Origin of the sequence: Limnohabitans sp., assembly GCF_046052825.1 — a bacterium.
Classification (GTDB): domain Bacteria; phylum Pseudomonadota; class Gammaproteobacteria; order Burkholderiales; family Burkholderiaceae_C; genus Limnohabitans.
In genome coordinates, this window is the sequence record NZ_JAVLFP010000047.1 from 1 (window position 1) to 4429 (window position 4429).

Here is a 4429-nt window from a genome sequence, read left to right on the forward strand (position 1 = left end):
GACATTTGGATGGACTACATCAAGCCGGTTGGCCTGCGTTTGGTTCTGCAAGTTTTCACTTTGGTTTGGCTGGTGTCGTGTCTCGGCTGGGCCATTCAGGTTCTCTGGAGGCTCTGATTCATGACTGTTAAAAGCTCTATCCCACGTCGCAAATTTGACGTGGTCATCGTCGGTGCCGGTGGTTCTGGCATGCGCGCCTCACTGCAACTGGCACGCGCTGGTTTGAACGTGGCCGTGTTGTCCAAAGTGTTCCCCACCCGCTCGCACACCGTGGCAGCGCAAGGCGGCATTGGTGCCTCTTTGGGCAACATGAACGAAGACAACTGGCACTACCACTTCTACGACACCGTCAAAGGCTCTGACTGGCTTGGCGACCAAGACGCCATCGAATACATGTGCCGCGAAGCACCCAAGGTGGTGTACGAACTGGAACACATGGGCATGCCGTTCGACCGCAACCCCGACGGCACCATTTACCAACGCCCCTTCGGCGGCCACACCGCCAACTACGGCGAAAAAGCCGTCGAGCGCGCCTGCGCAGCAGCTGACCGCACCGGTCACGCCATGTTGCACACGCTGTACCAACAAAACGTGGCGGCCAAAACCACCTTCTTTGTCGAGTGGATGGCGCTGGACCTGATCCGCGACGACGCGGGTGACGTGGTCGGTGTGACCGCGCTGGAGATGGAAACCGGCGAGCTCTACATCCTCGAAGCCAAGACCACCATGCTGGCCACCGGCGGCGCAGGCCGCATCTTTGCCGCATCGACCAACGCCTTCATCAACACCGGCGACGGCTTGGGCATGGCCGCTCGCGCAGGCATTCCGCTCGAAGACATGGAGTTCTGGCAATTCCACCCCACTGGCGTGGCCGGTGCGGGCGTGTTGTTGACCGAAGGCTGCCGTGGCGAAGGCGCGATTTTGCGCAACAGCAATGGCGAGCGCTTCATGGAGCGCTATGCCCCCGCCTACAAAGACTTGGCCCCACGCGACTACGTGTCACGCTGCATGGACCAAGAAATCAAAGAAGGCCGTGGCTGCGGCCCCAACAAGGACTACATCAACCTCGACATGACCCACTTGGGCGTCGAGACCATCATGAAGCGTCTGCCTTCGGTGTTTGAGATTGGCCACAACTTTGCCAACGTCGACATCACCAAAGAGCCCATCCCTGTGGTGCCCACCATCCACTACCAAATGGGCGGCATCCCCACCAACATCCACGGTCAAGTTGTCACCCAAGACGCCAACAACCACAGTGTGGTGGTCAACGGCTTGTACGCCGTGGGCGAATGCTCTTGCGTGAGCGTGCACGGCGCCAACCGCCTGGGCACCAACTCGCTGCTCGACTTGTTGGTGTTTGGCCGCGCGGCGGGCAACCACATCGTGGAGTACAACCAACAAAACAAACACCACAAGCACCTGCCCGAGAACGCGGCCGACATCTCGTTGGCACGTTTGGCACGCTTGGACAGCAACACCACCGGCGAATACGCCCAAGACGTGGCCAACGACATCCGCAACGCCATGCAGTCGCACGCCAGTGTGTTCCGCACCCAGGCGTTGATGGACGAAGGTGTTGCCAAGATGGCTGAGTTGCGCGAGCGTGTGCAAAACATCGGTCTCAAAGACCAATCGAAGGTGTTCAACACCGCGCGCATCGAAGCGCTCGAAGTCGAGAACTTGATCGAAGCCGCACAAGCCACCATCGTGTCTGCTGCGGCCCGTCACGAAAGCCGTGGCGCCCACACCGTGGACGACTACGGTGACACGCCAGAGCACCCCAACGGCCGCAACGACACCGAGTGGCACAAGCACACCCTGTGGCACAAAGAAGGCAACCAGTTGACCTACAAGCCGGTTCAAATGAAACCGCTCACCGTTGAGAGCATTGAGCTCAAGACCCGTACTTTCTGATCAGGCACGCACCATGACAAAACGCACGTTTCAAATCTACCGCTACGACCCAGACGCCGACGCCAAGCCCTACATGCAAACCATCGAGGTTGAATTGGACGGCACCGAGCGCATGCTGCTGGACGCCCTGATGAAACTCAAGGCCGTGGACCCCACCATCTCGTTTCGCCGCTCCTGCCGCGAAGGCGTGTGTGGTTCGGACGCCATGAACATCAATGGCAAAAACGGCTTGGCTTGTTTGACCAACATGAACACCTTGCCCGGCACCATTGTCTTGAAGCCTCTGCCTGGCCTGCCCGTTATTCGCGACATGATCGTGGACATGACCCAGTTCTTCAAGCAGTACCACTCCATCAAGCCTTACTTGGTCAACGACACCCAGCCGCCCGAAAAAGAGCGCCTGCAGTCGCCCGAAGAGCGTGACGAGTTGAACGGCCTGTACGAGTGCATCTTGTGCGCGAGCTGCTCCACCAGCTGCCCCTCGTTCTGGTGGAACCCCGACAAGTTTGTCGGCCCCGCTGGTTTGTTGCAGGCCTACCGCTTCATCGCCGACAGCCGCGACCAAGACACCGCTGGCCGTCTGGACAACCTCGAAGACCCGTACCGCCTGTTCCGCTGCCACACCATCATGAACTGCGTCGACGTGTGCCCCAAGGGTTTGAACCCCACCAAGGCCATCGGCAAGATCAAAGAGTTGATGGTGCGTCGCGCCGTCTAAGGCGCTTCACCCCAAGCACAGGAGCACCAACATGGATGTCGACGCACCATTTCGCGACACCTCGGTGGGCGACCCTTTGCTTGACGGTTTGAACGGGCAAGACGCGCTCAACGAGCGCGCACTGAGCAAACTGCGCTGGCGCTGCCGCCGAGGCCTGCTGGAGAACGACTTGTTCATCCAACGGTTTTTTGAGCGGCACGAAACTCGCTTAACCGTGAGCCATGCCCGTGGCCTGTATGCGCTGATGGATTTGTCTGACAACGACTTGCTCGACCTGTTGTTGCAGCGCAAAGACTTGCCCCACGACCACACACCACAAGAAGCACAGCAAGTGCTGACGATGCTGAGACATTGACGCCAAAAGATTTATAGGAAAGAAAGCCATGAAACTCTCTGACAACAAAGCCACCCTGTCGTTCAGCAACGGCAGCCCCAGCATCGACATGCCTGTCTACCACGGCAGCATCGGCCCTGATGTGATTGACATCCGCAAGCTCTACGGTCAAACCGGGATGTTCACCTACGACCCGGGCTTCTTGTCCACCGCGTCATGCCAGTCCGGCATCACCTACATCGACGGTGACAAAGGCGAGCTGCTGTACCGCGGCTACCCCATCGAACAACTCGCCACCCACTGCGACTACCTCGAAACCTGTTACCTCTTGCTCAAGGGCGAGCTGCCCAACGCGGCACAAAAACACGAGTTCGTCAAAACCGTGACCAACCACACCATGGTCAACGAGCAAATGCAATTCTTCTTGCGCGGTTTCCGCCGTGACGCCCACCCCATGGCCGTCATGACCGGCTTGGTGGGTGCCTTGTCGGCCTTCTACCACGACAGCACCGACATCAACAACCCAGAGCACCGCGAAATCTCGGCCATCCGTTTGATCGCCAAAATGCCCACCTTGGTGGCCATGGCCTACAAGTACACCATTGGCCAGCCCTACATGTACCCCAAGAACGACCTGAGCTACTCGGGCAACTTCTTGCGCATGATGTTTGGCACACCGTGCGAAGACTACGTGGTCAACCCCGTGCTCGAGCGCGCTTTGGACCGCATCTTCATCTTGCACGCCGACCACGAGCAAAACGCCTCCACCTCCACCGTGCGCTTGTGCGGCTCGTCGGGCACCAACCCCTTTGCGGCCATCGCAGCAGGCGTGGCTTGTCTTTGGGGCCCTGCCCACGGCGGCGCCAACGAAGCCTGCTTGAACATGCTGGAAGAAATTCAAGCCATGGGCGGCGTGGCCAAAGTCGGCGAGTTCATGGAGAAGGTCAAAGACAAAAACTCGGGTGTCAAGCTCATGGGCTTTGGTCACCGCGTTTACAAAAACTACGACCCCCGCGCCAAGCTCATGCAAGAGACCTGCGACGAAGTGCTCAAAGAATTGGGCTTGGAAAACGACCCCCTGTTCAAGCTCGCCAAAGCGCTGGAGAAAATTGCCTTGGAAGACGAATACTTCGTCAGCCGCAAGCTCGACACCAACGTCGACGTCTCCTCGGGCATCGTGCAACGCGCCATCGGCATTCCAGTCAACCTGTTCACCGGTATCTTTGCCCTGGCCCGTACCGTGGGTTGGATTGCTCAATTGAACGAAATGATCAGCGACTCCGAATACAAAATCGGCCGTCCTCGCCAGTTGTTCACGGGCTCACCCTCACGCGATGCTTTACCCATTGCAAAGCGCAAGTAATTTGTTGACTGTGTCCGTGTGACACCTGTGCGACAAAAAATGTCTCACCTATGCCCCGCACATGCGGGGCTTTTTTTTACCTATGCTTTCCGGTGGT

Annotated in this window: 4 protein-coding genes and 1 pseudogene; all 5 read left to right on the forward strand. The window is 58.4% G+C overall.

Annotated elements, in window-relative coordinates:
* Positions 1 to 117, forward strand: a pseudogene (locus ACKWJN_RS07460) (succinate dehydrogenase, hydrophobic membrane anchor protein); the annotation flags it as partial.
* A gap of 3 nt (positions 118 to 120) precedes the next feature.
* A complete protein-coding gene (sdhA, locus tag ACKWJN_RS07465) occupies positions 121 to 1917 on the forward strand; it encodes a succinate dehydrogenase flavoprotein subunit (RefSeq protein ID WP_408595717.1) in 1797 nt (598 codons plus the stop codon).
* Between the two features lie 13 nt (positions 1918 to 1930).
* A complete protein-coding gene (locus ACKWJN_RS07470; protein WP_408595718.1) occupies positions 1931 to 2635 on the forward strand; it encodes a succinate dehydrogenase iron-sulfur subunit in 705 nt (234 codons plus the stop codon).
* Positions 2636 to 2666: 31 nt separating this feature from the next.
* On the forward strand, positions 2667 to 2990 hold the full coding sequence (locus tag ACKWJN_RS07475; protein WP_408595719.1) for a succinate dehydrogenase assembly factor 2: 324 nt from the start codon (positions 2667 to 2669) through the stop codon (positions 2988 to 2990).
* 28 nt (positions 2991 to 3018) lie between these two features.
* Positions 3019 to 4332 (forward strand): citrate synthase, encoded by a 1314-nt coding sequence (gene gltA / locus ACKWJN_RS07480; protein ID WP_408595720.1) that lies wholly within the window; start codon positions 3019 to 3021, stop codon positions 4330 to 4332.
* The last annotated feature ends 97 nt before the right edge of the window (positions 4333 to 4429 follow it).

What these genes read in the sequence shown, in the direction of transcription:
- sdhA (WP_408595717.1), top strand. Translation starts at nt 121, where the DNA reads ATGACTGTTAAAAGCTCTATCCCACGTCGCAAATTTGACGTGGTCATC.
- ACKWJN_RS07470 (WP_408595718.1), top strand. Translation starts at nt 1,931, where the DNA reads ATGACAAAACGCACGTTTCAAATCTACCGCTACGACCCAGACGCCGAC.
- ACKWJN_RS07475 (WP_408595719.1), top strand. Translation starts at nt 2,667, where the DNA reads ATGGATGTCGACGCACCATTTCGCGACACCTCGGTGGGCGACCCTTTG.
- gltA (WP_408595720.1), top strand. Translation starts at nt 3,019, where the DNA reads ATGAAACTCTCTGACAACAAAGCCACCCTGTCGTTCAGCAACGGCAGC.